This is a genomic window from Nitrobacter sp. 62-23 (assembly GCF_001897285.1).
In the GTDB taxonomy this organism is placed as follows: domain Bacteria; phylum Pseudomonadota; class Alphaproteobacteria; order Rhizobiales; family Xanthobacteraceae; genus Nitrobacter.
The window spans coordinates 1-24,726 of record NZ_MKSM01000083.1 but is presented as its reverse complement, the minus strand read 5'-3'; the positions used below and the strand labels follow the sequence as shown (position 1 = coordinate 24,726).

Here is a 24,726-nt window from a genome sequence, read left to right as displayed (position 1 = left end):
GAACGAACATGTTAGAAGTGCCGCTGCTTCCTGTCGCCATTCGTAACTTTGACGAGTCCCGCTACCTCGAATCCAATCCGCTCGCGCGCACCGCGTTGACCTCGGGTGAAGCAGTCAGCGCGCTGGACCATTATCTTCGGTTCGGCATCGACGAGAACAAGCATTCTACCATTCGCCGCGAAACCGGGGCCGTGGCTTGTTCGGTCGAGCGGTACCTGGTGTCGGAGTCGGGCTTTTGCCTGATTATCGGATGGCTTGCCGATGAAGGTTGCGAGACCCCGCGCATGAAGCTTATCGGCGGGGAGTTCACCATCGATCTGCCGCGAACGGCCTGTTTCAGGCAGGCCCGGAAGGATGTCGAGCAACACGTCCGGGACGGCGCTTACGACTACGGATTTATTGCCTTTGGGCAATCGCCTTCAAAGACTCTGCTGAAGCAGTCGCTGCTGTTCCAGGTCGCCTCGCTGGCCGGAACCTTTCAGACAAAGGTTACTCCTGAGATCGTATCCGACAAGCGCGTTCTTAATACGTTGTTGCAAATCATCGCGACGTGTGAATCGCATTCTGGAAAACCAGCGGCTCTGAATGGCTTTCTCTGTGGAGCTTCGGGAAAAGCCCTCATCCAGCTTTTCCGGTCTCACGTGGCATCGGCTATTTCCAGCTCGTACGTCGAGCGATTCAGGCCGCGCAAGGTATTCAGCTCGTTCGTGACGGTGCTGTTTGGTTCGACCGAACCGATCAAGCTTCAGCCGATGCTGTTTCGTGCAGCCGGAATAGACTTCGGCGAGTGGATCTACGTCTGCAACTCGCCCGAGGACGCTGACGAGGTGTTGCGATACGCGCGCCTGATGTCGGACCTGTACGACGTGATGATCACCGTCATTGTTCTGGGTGACAATGCGGGGTTTGGCGCAGCAAACAATGTCGCCATCGATCACGCTGCAAGCAGCCGGATCTTCATTATCAATCCCGATGTATATGCGGTTCCGGCCTACGCCCGGCAGATGAAGCAAGTGCTTGCCGAGGCCAAATTGGGAAAAACATTGTGGGGCGGATTGCTGTTCTACGATGATCACAATCTCATGCATTCGGGCATGTTCATCGATAACGATTCGTTCGTGCGACGCAATTCTCTGAACCGGACGGACGACTCCCTGCTCGCTCCATCCGGACGTTTGCTACGTGTCGAGCATTTTGACAAGGGAGTGCCTTTCTCCGAACGGGAGTGGAAGAAACCCAAGGTCGTGCCGGCGATAACCGGCGCGGTGATGGGCTTTGAAAAGCCCATGTTCGAAAAGCTGGGCGGGTTCTCCACGCGTTACATCTATGGCCACTACGAAGATGCCGATTTATCTTTGCGTTGGAGCGCATCGAACGGGCCCGTTTGCATACACCCCCAGATCCGCCTCGTGCATCTGGAGGGACAGGGTTCACGCGCCCGAGGCGAGGAATACCGCGGTGCCTCCATGGCAAATCGCTACTTTTTCACAGTGGAACATGGCGAGTACTTTGACAAGCATCTCGCCAAGGTGAGCAGGCGGGCGCCATGAAAGTTATCTACGTTAGCTACCTTCATCCTTCGGTAGCACCAGGTGGCGCTCAACAGGTCGCGTTTGAAATGTTTCAGGCCAGCCTGAAGCAAGGACACGAAGCCTATTTTATCGCCGCACTCGAGGCCAATCATGATCAGATCTACGGCAAGCCCGGTGCGCCCATCGTTCCTGTGCAGGGAGAAGAGCGGCAATATTTTTACTTCCCGCAGTACTATGATTTTCTGCATCTTTCTGTAGGCGATTGGCGCTCGATCCAGTTTTTTCGAGAACTGATCGAACGGATCAAGCCGGATGTCATTCATTTTCATCACTATCATCGGGTGGGAGTGGAATCGATCCGGGCGGCCAGGATCGCAGCGCCGGATGCGGTCATTTGTTTTACATTCCATGAAATGATGGCCATATGCATGGCTGACGGGCAGATGGTGAAGCGCGGCTCGCGCGATCTCTGCCGATCGTCTTCTCCTGTCTCGTGCAACAAGTGTTTCCCCGATCTTCGTCCGGAGTTCGTTACGCTCCGATCCACGCGTCTGAAAGCGGCTCTCGCGGAATGCGACGTTTTCGTCTTTCCGTCAGAGTTTATCGCCGAGCGATACGTGGAATGGGGATTACCCCAGGACAAGTGTGTCGTCATACCAAACGGTCAGGCAAACCTGGGTGCTGCGTTTGACCGCAATCAGCATTCCCGGCAGGTCAATCGCTTCGGCTTCTTCGGTCAATTCATCGATAACAAGGGAGTCGACGTCATACTGGACGCCTTGCTGTTACTCGCAAAAGAGCAGCGGCTTCCGGCGGCGGGCATCGTGATCGAGATAAATGGCGGTAACAAGCATTACGCATCCGGCCCCTATCTGGAGAAAATCAATCAGCAGGTCGAGGAACTGCGCAAATCTCAATCCGGCAAGATTACCGTGCGCGAGAACGGTGCATACGCCCGCGATCAACTGGCTGAGAGGATGGCCTCGATTGACTGGGTTATCGTGCCCTCGACGTGGTGGGAGATTTTCGGTCTCGTCGTTTCTGAAGCGTGGATGTTCGGCAGACCGGTCATCGCTTCTTCAATTGCAGGTCTGAAGGAAAGGGTCATTCCGCAGAAAAACGGGTTCACCTTCCTGCCGCGCGATGGTCGATCATTGGCGGAACTCCTGTTGAAGCTGGTCGGGAATGAACAGCAATGGATCGCGACTAACCGGTCTATCGAGCAGCCGTGGACCGAAGACGAGATGCTGGACGCTCATCTGAGCCTGTGGAGAGAGTTTTCGCCCGGTACCTCCGGGCGCGCGCTTTATGGCCACCGATCATGCTCGATCAAAGATGAGGCTACAGTCTGAATTCAGGTGGTTTGAATCAGACCGCGAGGTCAACGGAATCATGGAATCGTCTGGGCGAGTGTGAGGAGCGAGTTCACAGGTGAATCTAGCAACACCCTTATTCGACAGTTCGCTCCCGGCAATTCGTACGTCGATAGCGGGGATATCCAACGCGAAATACGCGCAGCTAACCGATGGATCCAGGGAGATCTACAAACAGGTGCTGCGCGTCTTCGAACGCCATAAGCTCGAGTATTTTTTATTCGCTGGCGCGATCGTCGGCTACGTCCGAAACGGTCGCATGCCGCCGTGGAATGACGATCTGGATGTGATCATTTTCGAAGACCAGATTAAACTCTTCGAGACCGTGGTGCTGCCGTTGCTGCGGGACTGTGGGTACGTGTGCTGGCCTGTGGCTGCGCCATACACGGGCGGCGGATATCACATTCTGGCGCTCCAACAGGATGGGAATTCTCGCCATGCCTCCATCGAGCTTGCGGACGGAATACGCGTTGTGGTGCCGTGGGCGCAGATCGACGTCTTCTACACAAGTGTCGATGCATCAGGATTTATAAGGAATCTGTCGAACTGGGGCATGTACCACACAAAACAAATTCCCGAGACGTGGGTCCGGCCCGGCACTTTCGTTCACCTCGATTCGTTTCGTGCGCGGGTCTTCAGTCATTACGAGGACGATATCCGGCACGAATACGGTAACGTTGCTTCCAATATTGTGGTCCATTCGCACGATAAGGTCGCGCTTAAGCTGATGGGATCCGATTGGGAAAGGTTCGAGTTCGACTATGATGCCCTGCTGTCCACACGAGTGAGAAGTCTGCCGCCGAGCCTAAATCGTGGGCGGCTTGCCGAATTCGTTCCCGATGCGGATCGACGGTGCGAAATGCGACCGGATGCGAACTTCGACGCGACTGCGAAGATGATCTGCGAGGGCAATCTCGGCCAGGTGACCTTGACCGGTGCTGACCAGAGCTTCTGGGTCCTGGATCTGAAGCGCTTGTTCCCGGGCGTGAAGCTGGAAGTCCTGATCGGTACCGAGAAAGAAGCGAAACGGGCAGTTCACCTGCGGCGCTTTATCGACGGTCTACAATTTTCTGACCCGGCAATTCGTAAAATCTACGAGGATTTCATGCTCGCCAACGATGTCACTCTTAGCTCGGGGTAGGGTGGTTCAACATGACAAACGTTATCACCTACGGAACCTTTGATTTATTTCACGTTGGCCACGTTCGCCTGTTGCAACGCCTCCGCAGTCTCGGAGATCGCTTGATTGTTGGGTGTTCCACTGATGAATTCAACGAAATCAAGGGAAAGAAATCGGTCATCGGATACAGGGAGAGGGCTGAAATCCTGTCAAGCTGCAAATATGTCGACCTGGTGATACCAGAAAACACCTGGGAACAAAAAACGAGTGATATTCGAAAGCACGAGATCAGAATATTCGCCATGGGCGACGATTGGGTCGGAAAGTTCGATCATCTGTCAACCGAGACCGGCTGCATCGTTACATATGTGAGTCGGACGTCGAATATTTCCACCACCGACATCAAGGGTTATCTGAGGAAAATCGACAGTGATACGATCGCTTCGATGAAGAACAAGGTCGATCACCTGCGTGCGCAACTCGACAGGTATTAAACGCTTCAGCCAGACACAAATTGGGAACGATCCTGATCGCCGGAAAAGTGAAATGAGGAAGCAGCGTCGTTTCCTTGGGTTAATCATTTCAATCCACCTGCTGCTGCTCTCGGCGAGCTTTGGCAGCCTGTCGGCAACCGAAATCTGGATTGCGCCTCAGGCCTCTGTCCCACCCTCTCCCCTGCATCGGGCGGTTGATTTTCTTGATATGTTCGATGCTGACGCCCCCTGGCGAAAGGCAGCGCAAGCCGTCACTGTCTTCCAGCTTTACGGCTCATATCTCGAACACGCCCCACAGGATCAGGTCGACAAGATCGTAAAGAACTTGAATGAACGTCATATCGCGATCGCTGTCGAGGCTGGAGTTATGAACAGCCCGGAGAGGATCAATCCGGCATGTGGGGGGCCCGCTGTAGAGGGCTACTCGACGACGGCTCGTGCGAAACTGATTTCAAAAAAGATAAAGAGCGCCGGAGGATCGATCGCTTACATCGCCATGGACGAGCCTCTCTGGTTCGGACGATATTACAAAGGGCGTCCGGGCAAGCAACCGGGCTGTCGCCTTCCGGTCGAGCAGGTCATCGACCTCGTGATGCCTGTGCTTCAGGCTTATCGCGAGGCATTCCCGGCGGTGCGGATCGGAGACATCGAACCGAGTGGCGTTGCGTATCAGCCGGAATGGCAGGAAGAGTTACGACAATGGCTTGGCGGACTTCACGATCGACTCGGATCGAGCCTCGCATTCATGCACCTGGACGTGCCGTTTGCAGCCGGCCCGCAGCAGGTGACCGCCGCGCGGCGTTTCTTCCATCAGCTGGAGGTCTTGCGCGCAGAAAATCTGATAGGAGATATCGGCATTATCTATAACGGCATGGCGAAAGATCGCACGGACAAAGATTGGATCGATAGCGCGAAGAGTCATATCAGGTTGTTCGAGCAGGAATATAAGTTCCGTCCGCAACAGGCGATTATTCAGTCGTGGACGTTGCGCCCGACACATGCCATGCCGGAAACCAACCCCGAGAGCCTCACCGGTTTGGTTCTGTACTACGCCAAGCAGTCTCGTCCTGGCGCAAAATGAAGCATGAAGACTCGCTCAAAGCGCTGGCCAGGCGCGGGGTGCGGATGCGTTGCCAGCCAGCGCCACTGACTTCATCACGGAATCCCGTTTGGTCATGACTATCATGAGAGCCTTCGCGGAACGGATCATGCCGGCCACACCCGTTCGAAGAACGGCGTCGCTCGCACATGGCCACTCAAGGAGCGGCGTCTTCCGCTGGCCGCCCTCGCGTAGATCGGTGCGATATGAATCGGCGCAACAGCGTCTCGGTCCGAACTGATCAATTGCTCTGCGGCAACTACCCTGGAGCATGATCCCGAAAAATGAAAACCGGCTTTCGGGTAAGATCACGCTTGATCAAAAGGATCAGACTCCAGGACGCAGCCAGGTAGTCTTGCAGGAGGTTGCCCGGCGTGCGCGTCCGCTGCATGGGGAAATCGCATCGATCGACCCGATGTGCAAGCGAGTATGATATCGAGTATGATATATTGTTAGAAGCAGGTCTGCCCCATGGCATGCCTCGCCGTAGAATGCGGCGATGATGTCGCTCGGCTGATATTTGGCCGTCTTCGATCGGGACGTGAGCCATTAGCCGGCTGGGGACCGGCTGGCTGTTCGTTCGCAGTTTACATTGCACTGCAACTAACACCAATGGCTAACTTGCGCTAATACCGGACGATGATCGACACTGGTTAGCACTAAATCACCAAATATTGCTATTATAGTGTTATTTTCTATGATGAGTGTATTTATATTGGTTCTGGCGTCGGCTTAGGCGACTCGTCGATGGACAGTGAACCGGGCGTATTTGGACGGGAAGATGAAGAAGCATTCGCACGAGGAAATTCTTTTGAAGCTGGCCCGGGCGGACGAGCTTGCTCGCGCCGGCAATTCCCAGGTGGACGTTTGCAAGGCGCTGGGCGTGAGCGTCATGACGCTTCACCGATGGAGAAAGCTGCCCCTGTCCAAGCCTGAACCGGATATTCTCCAGAATCGCGCCGACGACGGTAAAGCGCTCACCAGCCCGCCGGCGATGGATGAGATGCGCCATGTTCTGGAGGAACTTAAGCTGGAGAACCAGCGGCTTCGAAAGATAGTGACGGATCTCCTGCTTGAGAAAATGAGGCTGGAGGAAGCGGCGGTTACCGCGTCGTCCCGTCAGTCAGGCACGCAAGGCGCGATCCAGGCGTTGCTCGGTCCCGCAGATTCCAGGTAGCAGGTCGTCGGCGGGCGATTTTCGATCGACGGTATCGGCATTGGCTATTCCTCTCGCTCGGCGTATTCGATCGCATCCGCCAGTTGCTGGATTTCCTGGTCGGCGGCATCTCCCGGCATGAAGCTTGTGACCGACTGACCGTTGGTGAAGCAGCGGACGAAGGCTGTGCGGGCGGCGACCGGCGGTGCAACGATCTCGCCAAGCCCGCTCAATTCATCGATCAACTGCCGTCCCTCAAGCGTGCGGCGGTCGAGCCTGTTGGGCACAAGAATCACCTTGATTCGATCGCGCCGGTGCCTTCGCGCCGCGTCGATGATCGCAAGGGTCTGCAGTGTCGCGTCGAGATCGAGGCCGGACGGCGTGCATGGCACGAGGATCAGGTTGGCGAGGGCGATTGAGGCGCCCATCTCACGCGCATTGGGAGCGGTATCGATGACCACGACGCCGGCTTGGATGCTGCGCACCTCCTGGGCCCAGGCGGACACGGACGTTTGCTCCAAAGCCATCTCGTAGACGGGAAATTCGAGATTGCCTGGCTCCGCCCACTGCGAAGCGGAGCGTTGAGGATCGCTGTCGACCAGCGCAACGTCATGTCCGCGGCGAGCGAGTGCCGCGGCGGCGCAGACCGCAATCGTGGTCTTGCCGACACCGCCTTTGCGTTGGGTAACCGTGATAATCCTCCGCATCGGTCCGGGAAAGCTCATGCGGTCGTCATAATAACATGATCTCACATTTTCTTGCAAAACACCTGCCAGCGTTACCTCCCTCTTAACCGATCATAACAAATCAACAATCAGCCCGAACCGGGCCCTGGCAATCGTCGCATGAGTTCCTCGGTCCCGAATTGCGAATATCCGCCGCTCGATCGAGCAAAAAAACGGCAAAACAACCTGGATAATCCTCCCAGGGGACGCGTGGGCGCCCTCGGTGCGACCCCGTCAGGGATAATATCAGTCAAATGTGCGTTAACAGCGCGTGAATTTGACCCTTGACACTATCCGTCGCCCGACATTAACGTACGAATAACAAATGTCGCGGTGCATCATAACATTAACACAATGGGATGATGTCTTTGTCGTACGGCGTGACCGTTTCGTTCTGCTTCAAGCTACAGCACATTCGAGCCGCAGCATATTAGCGTCGATTGGCGTCGACCGAGGTATCTGCTTCGCCACAGATCTTGGGGAATCCAGTCAGAGGGTGCCATGGCCGTTTCCTACTTAACGAAGACCGAACTGGATCATTTCGTCCAGCATAACGGGAATATTGAGGCGGGCGTAAGATCAGCGCTGATCGATTCGCTTGAACAAAGCGGTGTCTTCCACGACACCGATGACAGCACGAGGGGTTGGTTGCAGTCGGGGCCGTTTTCTGGCGGACCGGTTCCGCCGGTCATTCAGATTTTGGACGTGTCGCAATCGACGAACGTCCAGACGAATCCCAACTTGAAAGCGATCATCCTGGATGACCATAGCGCCAAGCTGGACGTGAACGGAGGCGACAACGACATATTCGTCGCGGCGGGCAGGGGCTCGGACACCATCAACCTGCATGATAGCGGCAACGATACGGTCTATGGCGGCAGCGGCAACGATGAGATCCGCGGAGGCCACGGTGACAGTTCGCTGTTCGGCGGCGCCGGTAATGACAGCATCTTCGGAGGCACCGGTAACGACACGTTGGACGGCGGTGCGGGCAACGACTATCTGGTGTCGGGGGCGGTGGCGTCAGGCGCGGGCGGCGGAGGCCAGCCGCACGATGCCAATCAGCGTGTTGCCAGCGCGGACAACCAGGTCTTCGGAAAGGGCAACGGCCATGGGGATGATCATGGCAAAGGGCACGGGAATGACCATGGCAAGGGGCACGGCAATGGCCACGGTCACGGTCACGGTCATGGTCACGGAGATGACCAGGGTAGTGGTCAGGGACCCGGTGGCGGCGGTGATCAAGGATCCGGCGGCAATGTGCAGGGGCACAGCACGCTGCTCGGCGGCGCTGGAAACGACACGCTGGTTGGCGTGCAAGGCGATGTCATGCAGGGCGGTGCGGGCAACGACCAGTTCTGGCTGGTTGACGGCGGCGCTTCGGGTGCCAATTCGACGCTGGAGGGAGGAGCCGGCAATGACACCTTCCATATCCAGACGCATCATGGCAACGATACGATCTTCGGCGGCGCTGGCAAGGATACCGTCGACTTCACCGGTCGTTCGTTCTTCGACGTAGACAAGATCGGCGTCGATTCGAGCACGAACACTTACACGCTCCACTTCAGCGATGACCAGACGATTGCGGTCAGTGGAGTTGAGGATCTTCACTTTAGCGATCAGATCGTCACCCTGCCGAAACTTTCGTAGTTCGGCCGCTGAAGGACGCAACATGCGAAAGTCCCGCCTTCCGGCGGGGCTTTTGCTTTTGGCGGCTTCGCCGTCATGTGTGGAGGCGCATCCCCTACTTTGTCAGGCACGCACGATGCCGTTTTCAAGCGGCTATGCGGCAATGACGTTTCCAGGCGTCAAAGCATGTCATGCTTCAATTTTAGTAAAATGAATTCGTGATATGAAGACGCCTTGAAAGACAATTTATGCCTTTGTGAGGCCACATCGATAGGATGATGGTAGGTCGGCCGGAGCCGTTCAACTCGCTTCCGATAGCTCCGATCGGATGTTGTTAGGAGCCGATCTTGTCCGGTATCAAGCAACTGCTCAATGCGGGCTCCGGGCCTGGACCAGCGCGGCGAATTGCTCGAATGATCCATGAGCAGGATCTGAAAGAAGTGCGGTTCGACATCGATCCCGGCGTCCAACCCGATGTCGTCGGTTCGGTCCTCGAACTCGAGAAGTCTTTTGAGCCGCAGTCGTTCGACGTGATATGGTCGTCGCATGTCCTTGAACACCTTTATGCGCACGACGTTTTTCCCACGCTGCGCCAGTTCCAGCGGATCCTGAAGCCGGACGGATTCGCCTTGCTGATGACTCCGGATATCGAAGCCGTCGCTCATTTTATCGTCGCGCAAGGCATTGCAGCCGTCGCCTATCATTCTCCGGCAGGCCCCATCAGGCCGCTCGACATGCTCTACGGCCATTCCCGCGCAATCGAGGAAGGCCACGTGCATATGGCCCATCGCACCGGATTCACCGCCGAGCGGCTCGGAAATCTGTTATTGATGGCGGGCTTTCCCACCATCTCGGTGGCGACTGAAAATTTCGAGGTCTGCGCATTGGCGCTGATGCCGGGGGCCGATGACGTGGCTATCAAGAAGGCTTTGTTAGGAAGCGGCTTTAACTTTCAGGAAGTGGTGGCCTGAAACGGTCAACGACCCTAAATTGTTAATTTGACGCGTTTCTTCACGCAAGCCGGTATCCATCCTCGGGTCAAGCCCGAGGACGAGCTTTGCTCGAAAACGCTATGACCGCGCTCTGCCGATTTGTCTTCGAACACCACGGGGGCATTTCAGCAGCGGTGCGAGGCATCGAAACCCAGCCGTCTGGAGCCATCCGGCGAAAGCAGAATCGCCTTCAATACGCTATCCATTTGTTTTTACGTAATTTCTAGAGAAGCTGCTGCGCGCTTCTGCTCACGCCTTTCTCTGCTACGCCGCCCGGCGACGAGAAACAATGGGGCCGCCCCGCCAGCAGGTCCAGCTATCACTCCAATGTTCGTGTTTCCGTCACTTTTATTGTGTCTAATGTTATTGATGGGAGCATGTTATCGTTCAGGCTGGAATGATACATACGCTTCGATAAGTAATAACAACAGACCGGGTTTTCATGATCGCGCAATCCGTCGCCGAGAGTGCCGATATCGATCCGCTGCTTCCGTCCGGACTCGAATGTCTGGTCATCGTCGCGCGGCAGCACGGGCTGCATCTCACCTCGACGCAACTCATCAAGGACAATCTTCTCGGCGGCGAAGAGGTGCTTCCCGGCCAGCTCGTCCGCTGCGCCGAAAAGGCCGGCATGCGATCGAAGCACGTTCAACTCGATTGGGACGGGCTTTCTCATCTGAAAAAGGCGCTGCCGACGATCGTTGGTTTGCGCAATGGAAGCTACATGGTGTTGTTGCGCGTTGATGGTGACGCCAACAATACGCGGGTCGCGTTGAGGGACCCGAACGCGGCGGAAGATGCGCTGCTTGTGATTGATCGGCCGCGTTTCGAGGATATCTGGTCCGGGGATGTCATTCTCGCCAAGCGCAACTACGATATCTCCGACGAAACCCAGCCGTTTAGTTTCGGTCTTGTCGCGGCATTGATATTTCGCGAGCGACGCATTGTCCGGGATGTGGCGATCGCTGCGCTGGTTCTTGGACTTCTCGGCCTTGCGCCGATCATGTTCTGGCGCCTGCTGTCGGACAAGGTGCTCTTCTATCACGCTTACAATACCTTCTATGTGCTTTGCCTTGCGATGCTGATCATCATCGCATTCGAAGCGATGTTCGCGTTCCTCAGGCAAGTCCTTGTTCATCAACTGACAACCAGGCTTGACGTCAAGCTGTCCACTTACGTCTTCGAAAAGGTTCTCAATCTTCCCATCGACTATTTCGAGCAGACGGCGGTCGGCCTCGTCGCGCGCGACATCCGGGAAGTGTTCCGCATCCGCTCGTTTCTGATGGGCCAGTTGTTCGGCACGCTGCTGGATTCGACGACGCTGTTTTTCTTTTTGCCCGTGATGTTTTTCTTCAGCCCGGTCATGACTCTGATCGTTTTGGCGCTGTCGGGGGTGATTGTCGGGTGGTTGATCCTGATGCTGCCGGCATATCGCAAGGCGTCACACGCAGTCCTGGTCGCGGAAGGCGAACAGGGCGCGTTTCTGGTTCAAACGCTCAACGGCATCCGAACGGTGAAATCGCTGGCGCTCGATGCGCGACAGCGCCATTTCTGGGATGTGCTGGTTGCGCGGGTCGCCAGGGCAAGATTGGCGGAAGGGATGACCGGAAACGCGATCCAGGCGGTGGTGCGACCGCTGGAACGGCTTGCGGTGAGCGGTTCCTATGCGGTCGGTGTCTATCTCGCGCTGACGAACAGCGACCCTGTTTTTATCGGAGCGCTATTTGCGTTCCTGATGCTGTCGCAGCGGGTGTCGGCGCCGTTGATGCAGATGGCTCAGTTGATCAATCAATACGATGAAGCGCGGAGCGCGGTCGCGACCGTCCGCAATCTCGTGAACCAGCCTGCCGAAGAGGGGCGTTCCGGGCATGGCGTCCGCTCGCCGATCGAGGGCAGGGTGGAATTTTCAAACGTCACCTTCAGATATAAGGGCGCCGTCTCGCCGACGCTGAATGGCGTTTCCTTTGAAGTAAACCGGGGAACGACGCTCGGCGTGATGGGCAAGAGCGGCTCCGGAAAGACCACGATCACGCGACTCCTGCAGCGATTGCATTCCGATTACGACGGGCTGATCAAGATCGACGGGATCGACGTTCGTGAATACGATGTCGATCATCTACGCAGGAACGTCGGCATCGTTTTGCAGGAGAATTTTCTTTTTAGCGGAACGATACGCGAGAACATTTGTGCGGCCGTGCCGGACGCCACTTTTGATGACGTCGTCAAGGCGGCGCGTCTGGCGGGCGCCGAGGAGTTCATCGACAAACTGCCGCGCGGTTATGAAACCCGTGTCTATGAAGGATCGCCCAATCTTTCCGGAGGGCAGCGGCAACGCCTTGCGATCGCGCGAGCGCTGATCGTCGATCCACCCATTCTCATTCTCGACGAGGCCACGAGTGCGCTTGACGCCGACAGCGAAGCCATCGTGAACGGCAACATCACACGGATAGCGAATGGCCGCACGCTGATCATTATCTCCCACCGGTTGTCCTCGCTGACGGCGGCGGACGCCATCCTCGTGCTCGACCGCGGAGTGGTCGACGATATCGGACGCCACACGGAGTTGCTGGAGCGGAACGATATCTACAGTTCGCTTTGGTATCAGCAGAACACCCATCTCGCGCCGACGGTCCGCAGCGACAGGCCGAAACTCCGGAGCCCGACCCTTGTCCCATAGCCAGGCTGCGCTCGCGACCGTTCGTCAATTCCAGTCGGAGACCGATGCAATCCGGGAGGCGGCCGAGCCGCTGGCCACGCGTGCCACGCTGTTCGTACTTTCCGCATTCCTCGTTTCGATTATCGCAATCCTGTGCCTGACGCGGATCGACCGCGTCATCACCAGCGTGACCGGCAATATCGTGCCGGCCGGTCATATCAATGTCCTGCAGGCGCTGGATCCATCGATCATCAAGACGATCAACGTGCGCGAAGGCGAGCAGGTGGAGACGGGTCAACTGCTCGCCACGCTTGACGCAACCTTCACCTCCGCCGACCTGACGCAGGCGAAGTTGCAGATCGCGAGCCTGGAGACGCAGGTGGCGCGGGACGAGGCCGAGTTGAATCAGAAGCCACTCGTATTCGCCAACAAGTCGGACCCGGATTTCCAGAAATATGCAGCTCTGCAGAAAGCGCTCTACGGACAGCGCGTGGCCCAGTATACCGCCCAGATCAACAGCTTCGAGTCGAAGATCAAGGAGACCCAGGCAACGATCGAGAAGCTTCGCGGCGACGATGCCCGATATCGGCAGCGCGACGATGTTCTGGAAAAAATCGAGAAGATGCGCACGACGCTCGCGGAGCATGGCACGGGATCGCAGCTCAACATGTACGTCTCCCAGGACGCCCGGCTTGAATTGCTGCGGACACTGGAGAATACGCACAATGGCCTGATCGTGGCGCAGAATACCTTGGGATCCGTCATCGCCGATCGCGATGCCTTCAAACAGCAATGGTTCGCGCAATTGAGCCAGGATCTGGTGACGACGCGCAACAAGCTCGACGAAGCGAGGGCGACCTACGAAAAGGCGCTCAAGCATCAAAACCTGGTGCGCTGGACAGCTGCCGAACCCTCGGTGGTGCTGACGATGGCGAGGCTTTCGGTCGGCTCGGTGCTCAAGCCGGGAGATCCCTTCATCACGCTGATGCCGATCGACACCAAGCTCGAAGCGGAAATCAGGATTTCCTCGCGCGATGTCGGGTTTATCCGGGCCGGCGACCCATGCACCATCAAGGTTGACGCCTTCAATGCGGCGGAGCACGGCACGGCGAGCGGGAATGTGCGCTGGATCAGCGAGGGCGCGTTCACAACCGACGATGACGGCAAGCCGCTTGACTACACCTACTACAAGGCGCGGTGCTCGGTGGACGCATATAATTTCAAGGGCGTGCCAGGCAACTTCCGTCTGATTCCGGGCATGACCCTGCAAGGCGATATTAATGTCGGCACGCGTTCCGTCGCGATGTATCTGCTGGGTGGAATGCTGAAGGGCATTCACGAGGCTATGCGTGAACCATGATGCTTTCACCGCGATCGTTTCTGGATTGGATTCGTCCAGTGTCCGTAATGCCCCGCGCCGGTCCTTTCGAGCAGGGAGTGGCTGCATATGAGCGCGGTCGTTACCTGGAAGCGATCAGGTGCTGGAAGCTGGCGTCAGAGGCCGGCGAGGCCGAAGCAGGCTACCGAATGGGGATGCTCTATGTGAAGGGCGAGGGAGTCGTCAGGAACGTGCCAGATGCCGTGGCATGGTACGACTGGGCGGCGCAGCTCGGCAATGTCGAGGCGCAGTTTCAACTTGGCTTGATCCTTCTGCAGGGGGACAAGCCGCTGCTTGGTCCTTATCGCCACGAAACGTGGCGCATGTCTTCCGCCGTGCGGCTGGGCGAAAAAGCATCGGACCTCCATCATCTCGTATTTCCATATGGAACGAGCGTCGAAAGGGATGTCGAGGCAGCCTTCGGCTGGATATCGGCTGCAGCCGACGGAGGCAAAGCAGAAGCGCAGACGGTTCTCGGCAACATGTATTGCGAGGGGCTCGGTTGCAAGAAGGATCTTGATGCGGCGCTCGGATGGTATCTGGCCGCGGCGGATCAGGACTGCGCCGCCGCGGAATTCGCGCTTGGCGACGTCTATTATCAAGGCAAGGGCGTTCCCGTCGATTTCGAACAGGCAGCAAGCTGGTATCGCAAGGCGGCCGAACGGGATCATGTTAGGGCACAGGTTGCGCTCGCGTTCATGAACCTAAAAGGAACGGGCATGCCAGAGGCTCCGACGGAAGCCGCGCGCCTGTTCCATAACGCTGCGAGGCATGATGATGCGATCGCGCTCTACAATATCGGCCTTTTGCGTCTGAAAGGCCATGGCGTTGCGAAGGATATCGACCGGGCCGAAACTGCGCTGCGCAAGGCGGCGCGCAAGGACTACTTTCCCGCAATCCAGGCTTTAGCTGATCTTTATTCGCACGGCGCGGGCGCCGAACCGGATTTGAGGGAAGCGGCCGTCTGGTACGAAAAAGCAGCCGAGCGCGGTGACGTGCAGGCGCAGTTTTTCATGGGCCGCTTTTACGCGACGGGGACCGGCGTCGGTCCGAATATCCGTCAGGCTGCAAAATGGTTCGAGCGCGCGGCCGGCAATGGCCATGCGACCGCCGCGTTCAACATCGCCATCTTCTATCTCAACGGCTCCGGCGTCGAACGCAACGTGAAAGCCGCTATCGAGTGGTTTGAGCGCGCATCCGAAGGCGGCATCCGCGCCGCGCAGTTGCAACTCGGCAAGCTGTATTCGGCGGGCAACGGAGTGCCGCGCGATCACAAGCGCGCGGGAGAGTGGCTCAGCAAGGCAGCCACGGGAGGGGACCCGGACGCCAAGTTGTCTTATGCGCTTTTCCTGCTGCATCAAGAAGAAGGACCGGCTGAACGGCTTGAGCAGGTGCGCTCGCTGTTGAGCGAGGCGGCTCAAACAGGCCATGCGCCGGCTGCGTTTCAACTCGGTGTTTTGGAAATGGGCAGGTTTGGCGGTGCCGCAAATGTCGAAGCCGCTGTGCCGTGGTTCTCCCGCGCCGCTGGTGCCGGTCATGTCGAGGCTCAGTACACATTGGCGCTGCTGTATCTCGATCAAAATAGCGCAATGAGCGATGCGAAGGCAGCGGCGGCATGGATGACAAAAGCCGCGCAGGCCGACCATGCGGGCGCGCAATTTCATCTCGCGGTGATGTATTGCACCGGCGCGGGCGTCGCCAAGGATGTAGCCCAGGGTGCGAGCTGGTACGAAGCGGCGGCGCGCCAGGGGCACAAGGTCGCGCAATTCAATTTCGCAGTGATGCTTGGAAAGGGACAGGGATGCGAGGCCGATCCACAGAAGGCGGCCGAATGGTTCGAGAAGGCGGCCGAGCAGGATATGGCGGCAGCGCAGGTTGCGCTCGGTGATGCGTTGATGTCGGGAAGCGGCGTTGCTCAAGACCGCGACGCGGCGGCGCACTGGTATCGGCAGGCGGCGCGGCAAAACCATGAAGGAGCCGCGCGCCGTCTGGCCGCGATCGGCGTGGCGCTGGTCGACGATTGAGCATTTCCGGCTGGATGGATCGTTGAAGGCTTGGTGCGGCTCCTGATGATTTTCAAGACAAAGATCTCGCCCGAAGGATGTGGTGGAATTGTCTTCAGGTCTGCGGCAGCGCGTGACGGGAAAACATGAGCCGGGGACGGCTGGCAGGAGATCGGGGTGCGATGAATAAGATTGCGGAGCGCGACGTCAGAAATGTGAAGGGCATGCGGCCCATCGCCAGTCCCATTTCGCAAGAAGAGAACGTTCAAAGCGTGTTCCTCGATCCGGACCTGAGCGATCTGGAGTCGGGCACGCGTCTGCGTGGCGCGATACTTGAATATTCCGGCCGGGAAATTTCGGGCTGGATCGTCGATGCCAGATCGCTCGCGGCATCTGTCTCTCTTTCTCTTTTTGTTGGGTCCCATGCGATCGAAGAGACGAAAACCGATCGCGCGGCTCCGGTTGCAATTGGTTCAACCAAAACAATTGGCAGACCTGGTTTCTGTATTGATCTGGCGACCGCGGGCGCGCGTCGACGTCTGGCGCGCGCGCTCAGACATGCTTTGGCGGAGCGAAGCCAGCCGCAGATCCATCTTCGCGTCAGCCTGGACGACGGCGAATTTTTCGAGATTCCGCTCTTTGACAATATCGCGCCCGACGAACTGGTCGTTGCACTGGGATTTTCGAGCGATGACTGCACTGACTTGCTGATTCCGAACAACAACAAGACAGTCGGGGGAGCGGTGGATCCGGCCGGGAAACAGGTGCGCCACGTCTGTTTCTATTTGCCGCAATTCCACTCGTTCACGGAGAACGACCGGTGGTGGGGACCGGGCTTCTCCGAATGGACAAATATCGCACGCATGCGTCCCCAGTTTCCTACGCATCAATCTCCGTGGTTTCCGGCTGACCTCGGCTTCTATGACGTGAGGTTGAAGGACACCCGCCGGCAACAGGCCGAGATGGCGCGCCGCTACGGCATCCACGGCTTCTGCTATTACGTCTACTGGTTCCAGGGGCGCAGACTTCTCGAAAGGCCGCTGGAGCTTCTTCTGGAAGACGGCGAACCAGATCTGCCGTTCTGCATATGCTGGGCGAATGAAAACTGGTCGCGCCGTTGGGACGGCTCGGATGCCGAGTTGCTTCTGGGGCAAAATCATTCACTTGACGACGATGTTCGCTTTATCGACGATATGGCGAAGCTCCTGCTCGACGAACGTTACATCACGGTCGACGGTCGCAAGATTGTCGTCATCTATCGGCCGTCGCTTCTGCCGGACAGGCAGCGCCTGTTCGAGATCTGGCGCGTAAGAGCAAGGGAATTGGGAATTGGAGAGCTTCTGATCTGCAACGCCATGACGTTCGGGGAGTTCGATCCTCGCGACCTCGATTGCGATGCGGCGGTGGAGTTTCCTCCGCACACCGTCTCGACGATGGAGCAATCTCTGCCGGAGCTGGGCGCGCCAGCGAGCTTTACGGGAAAGGTTTACGACTATGTTGATGCCGTACGCTCGTCGTTGGGCAAGACATACGAATTTCCTTATTTCCCGGCCGTCATGCCGCGCTGGGACAATACGCCCCGCAAGGGTTCGCGCGCGCATATCTTCAACAGGTCGAGCCCGGAGGCGTTCGAAGTCTGGCTCAGGGATGCCGCTGGTCGGGCAAGAAGAGGCCAATTTGCCGAGCCGCTCGTTTTCATTAATTCCTGGAACGAATGGGCCGAGGGAGCGCACCTGGAGCCGGACTCGCGCTACGGACGAGCATTTCTAGAGGCGGTGAGGAGGGTGGCATCCTCCGAGCCGATCTCGACCCAGGTCCGCTCAAATCCGGATCTGCTGGATTGCCTGAGCCGGCAGGAGCTTGAGGTGGCGGTGAAGGAATCGGCCACCCATGTTCAACTGCTTGCTGCTCTTCATCGATCGGAACTGGTCCATTCGGGCTCGCAGCACACGCGCAGCGGGATTCCCGTGGAAGCCCGAGGCGCATTGGAGAATCCGCCAGAATCATTGCTCGTGATTGAGAATATCAATTCTCAAACGAGCGAGCGGGTGGTGGTCGACCCGCGATCGACTGTCCTCGTGCGGGGATGGGTGTGTGCCGGCGGAACGTTTGAGGCGACGAAGCACAGAATAGCGTTCCTGCTCCTCCTCTCAGTGGACGCTGAAAAGCAGGATCATAGCGGTTACTGCCTGGTCGTGGACTGGCACGAACGCTTCGACGTCAAGAACTATATGCAAACGAAAAGCAGGGATTGCCATTTCGGTTTCCAGCTTTCCTTTTTTGTGCGCGATATGCCAGACGGCGAATATCAGGTCGCGATTCTGGAAGTGGGCGAGGGGAGCCGTGCGCTCGTCAGGTCCAATCATTCGATTATTGTTCGCCGTTGAGCTGAGGCCCCCCATGTTGGCCAGCGTCGTCGTCGCTTGCTACAAGCACGAAGCCTACATCGAAGAATGCCTGGAGACTGTTTATGGACAGACGTTCCAGGACGTCGAGCTCATCGTCGTCGACGATCATTCGCCCGATAAGAGCTTTGAAATCGCGCGGCGCATCGTCAGAAAGAAATCCTTCGCCAGGCGGTTTGTGTCGTGCACGCTCGTGAGGAATCCTCTCAATCTGGGAGCGCACTGCACCTGGAATAGGGCGCTGTCGCTGGCGAAGGGAGGCATGATCTTCTTCCTGAATTCCGATGACATGTTTTCAAAGGATCGCATCCGCATATTCGCCAGCCAGCATGGCAACGAGAAGCTTTTCTTTGGCTTTTCAGCCGTCGAACCGATCGATGAAGCGGGCGGGCGGATAACGACCCATCAATATCCGACAAGCCTTCGCTACGCCATCGACCGGGCCCGGATAACGGGGTCCCCCCTATCCTGGGCATTTCTGGATTCGCAGATCGCCGCCTCGACCGGCAATTTCGTACTGAGCCGGGAGTTGGTGCGGAAGGTCGGATTGCTGTCTGATCTCAAGTACTGCCACGACTGGGAATATGCGCTGCGCGCTGTAACCATGGTCGAGCCCCGGTATGTGGAATCAGATCGCTATATGTATCGGCTCCATTCGACGAACAGTTATCGGAACCTGAGCCATGTCGCCGAAAACGAGACCAAAGCCTGCATGTCGTCGTACTGTGTCCATGCGATCGCCCGGCGGCCAGTCAATCGAGCTTGCCTCAGTCCGATCAATTTCGGCGAAGCATTCTACAAATTCATCAAGCTCCATCCGAACTTCAATTATTGGATGAAGCAATTATACGCGCCGTATCAGCCCGACCATCGGACTGTGGATTGGAACGAATGGACCATGCCGCTCGCCTGGCGATGACCGACACTGCCAGTTTCCGTCAGCTTAGCAGAGCGCCGGCTTATGGCTCGGCAGGGCCGGATGCAGCTATTGTTTGCAGCGTCACACCGGCCATCCTGCATTCCGCTCTCCCGCCCCCGCATCATAACATTTGCGAAGGCGGCATTAACGAATTTGTTGATCTTCCTCCAAATACCCTTACAACATCAGGAGTGTGTATCCACACAGGAATGAGTGAGGTCGTCGGACATATTTGTTAAGATTATACCGCACCCCTGCGGGACCACGCTGTTCCGCGGGAATTTTCCGGCATGCCGATGTTGGTTTTGAACAAGCGTGGAGCGCTGCAGGGTGAACACGGAAACTTCGACGCGGCCGAGGCTCGAACTGGACCGGGATCTCGATGCGCTTCCCGCGAACGAGATTGAGTGCATATTGAAAGAATTCTTTTCCGGCCGGATCGCCAACCCGAATCCGGATGAACTGATCCGCTCGGTCAAGGAGCTGGAAGGACAGTTCGGCGATTTCAGCGAATATCAATTCGCGAAGGCCGCTGTTCTTATTCAAGCCTGCGATTTTGCACGAGCCCGCGACATTCTGGTGCGTCTCGCCGGAGAGCTTGCTTCGGATTCCCGTGTTCTGCATCGGCTTGCGGTAACGTATTTGAATATGGATTCCGCTCAAGAGGCACAAGACACCTATCTTGCCGCCCTCGCTCTCGCCCCGCAGAGCGAGAATCTTCGCCGGGAACTTGCAGGTCTCCTGCGGGTCATGGATGCCAGTAAGCTGCATGCCGGCGTGAAAGGGAAGAAACACCGATTGTCTGTCGTGTGTGCGATTAAGAATGAAGCCGACGATCTGCTCGAGTGGTTGCATTTTCACAGGCTGGTCGGCGTCGACCACTTCTATTTGTACGACAATGAAAGCACCGACGAGACGCGATCGATCATTGAATCCTTCCCCTGGTCGGACATGATCACGTATCATTATGTGGAGGGCGATTTCGGTCAGGCACGCGCATTTCATCACGCGATCGACAGCTATCGAAACAGTTCCGAATGGTGCGCTTTTATCGATGCAGACGAGTTTCTCTATCCCGTTGCGGGCAACAGCATCAAGGATGTGCTGGATGAGGTCTCAGCCGCGCCGGCCGTCGCGGTTCATTGGCTTAATTTCGGATCCAACGGTCACGAGACGAGGCCGCAAGGTCTCAGCATCGAGGCGTTCACGCGGCGGGCGCCTGACGATTTTCCGGATCACCATGTAATGAAATCAATCGTGCGGCCCGATATGATCGTCGCCTATCTGCATCCCCATCAGTCCCTTGTGCTGGGATGTTATGTTCAGGAAGACGGCGTCCCGGTTTTCCCGATCGGCGGACGATGTTCAGCGCCGAAGTGCCGGAAGCTGGCCATCAATCATTACTACACAAAATCCCGACAGCAGCTTCTGAAGAAGCGGGAGCGGGGAAGGCCGCTAGGGGAAGGTGACCCCGAGCGCATCCGCGCGATGGAATTCTTTACGCTTCGAGACCGGAACGATGTCGAGGATCTGACGATCCTGAAATTCCTGCCTGAGTTGAAGAAGCTGCTTCCTCGCTGAACCACCACGATGCAGGTGCTCGTGCGCCTGCCGTGCCGTTTCCTGACCAGTTGCGGTCGTATTACCCGCTGAGGCCAACGCGTTCTGCTGCATAACCTCGCGCCAGGATGGCGCGCCACCATGATTGCTCGTCGACATACCAGCGGACCGTCTTCTCGATCCCGCTCTCGAAATTCTCCTCCGCCCGCCAGCCGAGTTCACGCTCGAGCTTTGATGCGTCGATGGCATAGCGACGATCATGGCCGGGGCGGTCAGCGACGAAGGTAATCAGGTCGCGGTGCCTGCCCGTTGTCTTCGGCGCAATCTCATCGAGCAGGTCGCAGATGCTTTCGACCACGTGCAGGTTGGTGCGCTCGTTACGTCCGCCGACGTTGTAGGTTTCGCCTATGGCGCCGTGCTCGAGCACCAGCGCCAGCGCCTTCGCGTGATCCTCGACATAGAGCCAGTCGCGGATATTCCTGCCGTCGCCATAGACGGGCAGGGGGTCACCGGCGAGGCCTTTGATAATCATATGGGGAATCAGCTTTTCCGGAAAGTGGTAGGGCCCGTAATTGTTTGAGCAGTTGGTTACGAGCGTCGGCAAATCGTAAGTTTCCCGCCAGGCGCGGACAAGGTGGTCGGATGAGGCCTTGCTTGCCGAATAGGGCGAGTTCGGCGCATACGCGGTCGTCTCCGTGAAGATGCCCTTGTCGCCGAGTGAACCGAACACCTCGTCGGTGGAGACGTGAAGGAAACGAAATGTTCCGCGTTTCTCGGGCGAGAGCGAGCGCCAGTGGCGCAGCGTCTCCTGCAGCAGGGTGAACGTGCCGATGATGTTGGTCTGCATGAACTCGCCGGGGCCATCGATCGAGCGATCGACATGGCTCTCCGCAGCAAGGTTCATCACTGCGTCCGGGCGGTATTTTTCGAAAAGGTACCGCAGGCCGGAGCCGTCGCAAATGCACTGCTTCTCAAAAGCGTAGTTCAGGTTTTCGTTGGCGCCGGGCAGGGAGTCGAGGTTCGCGGCATAGGTGCACTTGTCGATGTTGACCACGCGGGCGTGGGTCGTGTGCAGGAGATGACGAACCACCGCCGAGCCGATGAACCCCGCGCCGCCGGTGACGAAAATGGTCGAAGCCTTGAAGCGCATCGTGATCGCCTTCGTGAACTGGAATCAACACTCGTATGAAAGGGCAACGGACTTCAGATATTCGCCGTAGCTGCTCTTCGCGTTCTTTGCGGCTGCCTTCTCGAATGCCTGAAGCGAGATGTAGCCCTGACGCAGCGCGATCTCCTCTGGGCAGGCGATGCGCAAGCCTTGGCGCTGCTCCAGAATCTGAACGAAATGGCTGGCCTCGACGAGCGAAGAATGCGTACCGGTATCGAGCCAGGCAAAGCCGCGCCCGAGCACCTCGACATAAAGATTTCCGCGCTCGAGATAGGCGTTGTTGACGTCCGTGATCTCGATTTCACCGCGCGGAGAGGGTTTGATGCCGGCCGCGATCTCGACGACGTCATTGTCATAAAAATACAGTCCGGTGACGGCGATGTTGGATTTCGGTCGTTTCGGTTTCTCCTCGATGGAGAGCGCGCGCCCGGTGTCGTCGAGTTCGACCACCCCGTATTGTTCAGGGGTGTTCACGACATAGCCGAACACCGTGGCGCCCTTCGTGCGGGTGGCGGCGGCGGATAACATGGGCGGTAAACCGTGGCCGTAGAAAATGTTGTCACCCAACACCAGCGCGACCGCGTCCGGGCCGATAAAGTCGCGGCCGAGAATAAATGCGTCCGCCAGCCCGCGCGGCGTCGCCTGCGCGGCATAGGCGAACCGCATGCCGATCTCGCTGCCGTCGCCCAGCAGCCGGTGAAACAGCGGCGCGTCCTGCGGCGTCGAAATAATCAGAATTTCCCGGATGCCGCTTAACATCAGCGTCGAGAGCGGATAATAGATCATCGGCTTGTCGAAGACGGGCAGGAGTTGCTTTGAGACGACCGTCGTGACCGGGTAAAGGCGCGAGCCCGTCCCGCCGGCAAGAATAATCCCCTTCATGGCCCCTCGCATTATATCGCAGGCGTTATAACATATAGTGTTATGTCAGCAAGGTTGTTATCAATGTGCGGCTACCGTAAGTTAATAAACCCGAAGTGACATGAAATGAATGTTATCGAGACCGGGATTCCGGAGGTCATCATCATCGAGCCGCGGCTGTTCGGCGACCAGCGCGGCTTTTTTCTCGAAACCTATCAATTCCCTCGTTACGCCGAGCACGGCGTCAGTCGCCCGTTCATCCAGGACAATCTGTCACGCTCCGCACGGGGCGTGCTGCGCGGGCTTCACCTGCAAAATCCGCTTACACAGGGAAAGCTGGTGACTGCGCTACGCGGCAGGGTGCTGGATGTCGCCGTCGACGTGCGCGTTGGCAGTCCAAATTTCGGGCGTCACGTTGCGGTCGAACTGAGTGAGGAGAACAGGCGCCAGCTCTGGGTCCCCCGGGGCTTTGCGCACGGTTTCGTCGTTCTCTCCGAGACCGCTGACTTCTTTTACAAATGTGACGATCTCTACAGTCCGAAGGATGAGCTCTCGATTCGCTGGAATGATCCTGCGATCGGCATCGACTGGGGCGTGGAGGCGCCGTCTTTGTCGGCCAAGGATGCGGACGCGCCGCTGCTGGCCGACGTCAAGAATCTTCCGGTCTATGGACAGGTCTGATGCGGATATTACTGACGGGCACCAGCGGGCAGGTTGGGGGTGCGCTGCGGCCGGTGCTGGATAAGGACGGCTCGGTCGTCGCACCGCTGCGCGCCGAATTCGATCTGTCGAAGCCCGAGACGCTTGCGAGGACGCTCGACTCTTTCAAACCCGATCTCATCGTTAATCCCGCGGCTTATACCGCGGTGGATCGCGCCGAGGACGAGCGCGAGCTTGCCTTTCGCGTCAACGCCGAGGCGCCTGGCGTGATCGCGACGTGGGCGGCGCGTCATCGCGTACCGCTGGTCCATTTTTCAACCGACTATGTCTTCGACGGATCGGGTGAGGGGCCGTGGCGCGAGGATAGTCACACGGGCCCGCTCTCGGTCTATGGCGCGAGCAAGCTCGCCGGTGATCTCGCCATCCGGGCGGCCGGCGGCGCGCATCTGATCGCGCGCACTTCGTGGGTGTACGCCGCGGGCGGAGCCAATTTTCTACGGACCATCGCGCGGCTTGCCGGCGAACGCGAGGACCTCCGTATCGTCGCCGACCAGGTGGGCGCGCCGACCACCGCAAGCGCAATAGCCGACGCCGTTGCTGCCATCGTGTTGCCGAACGCGACGAATCTCGAGCAGTCGTTCGCGCGCAGCAGCGGTATCGTTAATCTCGCCTGCGCCGGCGAGACCAGTTGGCACGGCTTTGCAAGCGCTATTGTCGCGGGGTTGAAGTCGCGCGGCGTGAAGCTCGCAGTCAAGACGATCACCCCGATTGCAACTGCGGATTTCCCGACAAAGGCCAGGCGGCCTGGCAATTCGAGGCTCGATCTGTCGCGCTTGAAAGACCGGTTCGGAGTGACCACGCCAGCCTGGCAGGACGCATTATCGGCGGAGCTCGATCATTTCGTCATCCTGCAACGCGAGCAGGCGGGTCGCTAGTGGAGTGAATTTGACATTCGCTACTCACTTTGCAGCGAACTTGTCAGGCGAATGTCACATT

19 protein-coding genes are annotated in these 24,726 nt (G+C 57.8%); 16 read left to right on the top strand and 3 right to left on the bottom strand.

All coding sequences use genetic code 11. The annotated features are described in order from the left end of the window. Positions 1-8: 8 nt before the first annotated feature. The 6 genes from BGO16_RS07540 (at position 9) to BGO16_RS07515 (ending at position 6,795) form a co-directional block, all read left to right on the top strand. Complete coding sequence (locus BGO16_RS07540) at positions 9-1,550, top strand: glycosyltransferase (protein WP_292618003.1); 1,542 nt, start codon at positions 9-11, stop codon at positions 1,548-1,550. Next, entirely contained in the window at positions 1,547-2,884 is a 1,338-nt protein-coding gene (locus tag BGO16_RS07535; protein ID WP_292618001.1) for a glycosyltransferase, read from the top strand. Before BGO16_RS07540 ends, BGO16_RS07535 begins: the two co-directional genes overlap by 4 nt. Before the next feature lie 199 nt (positions 2,885-3,083). After that, complete coding sequence (locus tag BGO16_RS07530) at positions 3,084-4,046, top strand: LicD family protein (RefSeq protein WP_292618000.1); 963 nt, start codon at positions 3,084-3,086, stop codon at positions 4,044-4,046. Between the two features lie 11 nt (positions 4,047-4,057). Continuing rightward, entirely contained in the window at positions 4,058-4,519 is a 462-nt protein-coding gene (locus BGO16_RS07525; protein WP_292617999.1) for an adenylyltransferase/cytidyltransferase family protein, read from the top strand. Continuing rightward, positions 4,497-5,600 carry a hypothetical protein gene (locus BGO16_RS07520; RefSeq protein WP_292617998.1) on the top strand — a complete coding sequence of 368 codons (1,104 nt, stop codon included), beginning with the start codon at positions 4,497-4,499 and terminating at the stop codon, positions 5,598-5,600. The genes BGO16_RS07525 and BGO16_RS07520 overlap by 23 nt, the downstream gene beginning before the upstream one ends. Positions 5,601-6,399: 799 nt before the next feature. Beyond that, positions 6,400-6,795, top strand: coding sequence for a transposase (locus BGO16_RS07515; protein ID WP_292617997.1), 396 nt, complete (start codon positions 6,400-6,402; stop codon positions 6,793-6,795). A gap of 44 nt (positions 6,796-6,839) precedes the next feature. Here BGO16_RS07515 and BGO16_RS07510 read toward each other — a convergent pair whose 3' ends face one another. Next, on the bottom strand, positions 6,840-7,499 hold the full coding sequence (locus tag BGO16_RS07510; RefSeq protein ID WP_292617996.1) for a ParA family protein: 660 nt from the start codon (positions 7,497-7,499) through the stop codon (positions 6,840-6,842). Between the two features lie 501 nt (positions 7,500-8,000). On the opposite strand from BGO16_RS07510, the gene BGO16_RS07505 reads away from it, so the two are divergent. The 8 genes from BGO16_RS07505 to BGO16_RS07470 all read left to right on the top strand — a co-directional run bounded on the left by BGO16_RS07505 (position 8,001) and on the right by BGO16_RS07470 (position 21,062). Further along, complete coding sequence (locus tag BGO16_RS07505; protein WP_292617995.1) at positions 8,001-9,149, top strand: calcium-binding protein; 1,149 nt, start codon at positions 8,001-8,003, stop codon at positions 9,147-9,149. Between the two features lie 392 nt (positions 9,150-9,541). After that, positions 9,542-10,099 carry a methyltransferase domain-containing protein gene (locus BGO16_RS07500; RefSeq protein ID WP_292617994.1) on the top strand — a complete coding sequence of 186 codons (558 nt, stop codon included), beginning with the start codon at positions 9,542-9,544 and terminating at the stop codon, positions 10,097-10,099. Positions 10,100-10,562: 463 nt separating this feature from the next. Next, positions 10,563-12,797 (top strand): peptidase domain-containing ABC transporter, encoded by a 2,235-nt coding sequence (locus BGO16_RS07495; protein WP_292617993.1) that lies wholly within the window; start codon positions 10,563-10,565, stop codon positions 12,795-12,797. Beyond that, on the top strand, positions 12,787-14,136 hold the full coding sequence (locus tag BGO16_RS07490; RefSeq protein ID WP_292617992.1) for an HlyD family type I secretion periplasmic adaptor subunit: 1,350 nt from the start codon (positions 12,787-12,789) through the stop codon (positions 14,134-14,136). Before BGO16_RS07495 ends, BGO16_RS07490 begins: the two co-directional genes overlap by 11 nt. A gap of 47 nt (positions 14,137-14,183) precedes the next feature. Next, positions 14,184-16,178, top strand: coding sequence for a tetratricopeptide repeat protein (locus tag BGO16_RS07485; protein WP_292618020.1), 1,995 nt, complete (start codon positions 14,184-14,186; stop codon positions 16,176-16,178). Positions 16,179-16,339: 161 nt separating this feature from the next. Next, entirely contained in the window at positions 16,340-18,544 is a 2,205-nt protein-coding gene (locus BGO16_RS07480) for a glycoside hydrolase family 99-like domain-containing protein (protein WP_292617991.1), read from the top strand. Next, positions 18,501-19,481 carry a glycosyltransferase family 2 protein gene (locus tag BGO16_RS07475; protein WP_292617990.1) on the top strand — a complete coding sequence of 327 codons (981 nt, stop codon included), beginning with the start codon at positions 18,501-18,503 and terminating at the stop codon, positions 19,479-19,481. Before BGO16_RS07480 ends, BGO16_RS07475 begins: the two co-directional genes overlap by 44 nt. A 330-nt stretch (positions 19,482-19,811) precedes the next feature. After that, positions 19,812-21,062 (top strand): glycosyltransferase family 92 protein, encoded by a 1,251-nt coding sequence (locus BGO16_RS07470; protein WP_292617989.1) that lies wholly within the window; start codon positions 19,812-19,814, stop codon positions 21,060-21,062. Positions 21,063-21,123: 61 nt separating this feature from the next. On the opposite strand, the gene rfbB is transcribed toward BGO16_RS07470, so the two are convergent. Both rfbB and rfbA read right to left on the bottom strand, forming a co-directional pair. Beyond that, on the bottom strand, positions 21,124-22,191 hold the full coding sequence (gene rfbB, locus BGO16_RS07465) for a dTDP-glucose 4,6-dehydratase (protein WP_292617988.1): 1,068 nt from the start codon (positions 22,189-22,191) through the stop codon (positions 21,124-21,126). 24 nt (positions 22,192-22,215) lie between these two features. Continuing rightward, the gene (rfbA, locus tag BGO16_RS07460) at positions 22,216-23,091 is read right to left on the bottom strand and encodes a glucose-1-phosphate thymidylyltransferase RfbA (protein ID WP_292617987.1); all 876 of its coding nucleotides are present in this window, start codon (positions 23,089-23,091) and stop codon (positions 22,216-22,218) included. A 105-nt stretch (positions 23,092-23,196) separates the two neighbouring features. Here rfbA and rfbC point away from each other — a divergent pair, with 105 nt between their 5' ends. Together rfbC and rfbD are read left to right on the top strand one after the other, a co-directional pair. After that, positions 23,197-23,751, top strand: coding sequence for a dTDP-4-dehydrorhamnose 3,5-epimerase (rfbC, locus tag BGO16_RS07455; RefSeq protein WP_292617986.1), 555 nt, complete (start codon positions 23,197-23,199; stop codon positions 23,749-23,751). Continuing rightward, complete coding sequence (gene rfbD / locus BGO16_RS07450) at positions 23,751-24,665, top strand: dTDP-4-dehydrorhamnose reductase (protein ID WP_292617985.1); 915 nt, start codon at positions 23,751-23,753, stop codon at positions 24,663-24,665. The genes rfbC and rfbD overlap by 1 nt, the downstream gene beginning before the upstream one ends. The last annotated feature ends 61 nt before the right edge of the window (positions 24,666-24,726 follow it).